This is a genomic window from Ferrimonas pelagia (assembly GCF_039543565.1).
Lineage (GTDB): Bacteria > Pseudomonadota > Gammaproteobacteria > Enterobacterales > Shewanellaceae > Ferrimonas > Ferrimonas pelagia.
In genome coordinates this window covers 1-859 of sequence record NZ_BAABJZ010000035.1, presented here as the reverse complement: position 1 = coordinate 859, position 859 = coordinate 1, and the positions used below count along the sequence as shown (strand labels likewise).

1 rRNA gene is annotated in these 859 nt (G+C 52.0%); it reads right to left on the bottom strand.

What is annotated here, in order from left to right:
* A 23S ribosomal RNA gene (locus ABEA08_RS09480) occupies positions 1 to 859 on the bottom strand; the annotation flags it as partial.

Genomic DNA, 859 nt, shown 5'->3' with positions numbered 1-859 from the left:
GCATCCGCAGCTTCGGTGACTAGCTTAGCCCCGTTACATCTTCCGCGCAGACCGACTCGACCAGTGAGCTATTACGCTTTCTTTAAATGATGGCTGCTTCTAAGCCAACATCCTGGCTGTCTGAGCCTTTCCACATCGTTTCCCACTTAGCTAGTACTTTGGGACCTTAGCTGGCGGTCTGGGTTGTTTCCCTCTCCACGACGGACGTTAGCACCCGCCGTGTGTCTCCCGTAATTGCACTCATTGGTATTCGGAGTTTGCATGGAGTTGGTAAGTCGGGATGACCCCCTAGTCCAAACAGTGCTCTACCCCCAATGGTGAGATACGAGGCGCTACCTAAATAGCTTTCGAGGAGAACCAGCTATCTCCCGGTTTGATTGGCCTTTCACCCCTAACCACAGGTCATCTCCTAATTTTGCAACATTAGTGAGTTCGGTCCTCCAGTACCTGTTACGGCACCTTCAACCTGCCCATGGCTAGATCACCGGGTTTCGGGTCTACACCCTGCAACTTATTCGCCCAGTTAAGACTCGGTTTCCCTACGGCTCCCCTATACGGTTAACCTTGCTACAGAATGTAAGTCGCTGACCCATTATACAAAAGGTACGCAGTCACCCAACAAGTGGGCTCCTACTGCTTGTACGTACACGGTTTCAGGTTCTATTTCACTCCCCTCACAGGGGTTCTTTTCGCCTTTCCCTCACGGTACTGGTTCACTATCGGTCAGTCAGGAGTATTTAGCCTTGGAGGATGGTCCCCCCATGTTCAAACAGGATATCACGTGTCCCGTCCTACTCGATTTCACGCTAAGGTCGTTTTCGTCTACGGGGCTATCACCCGGTATCGCCGGCCTTTCCAG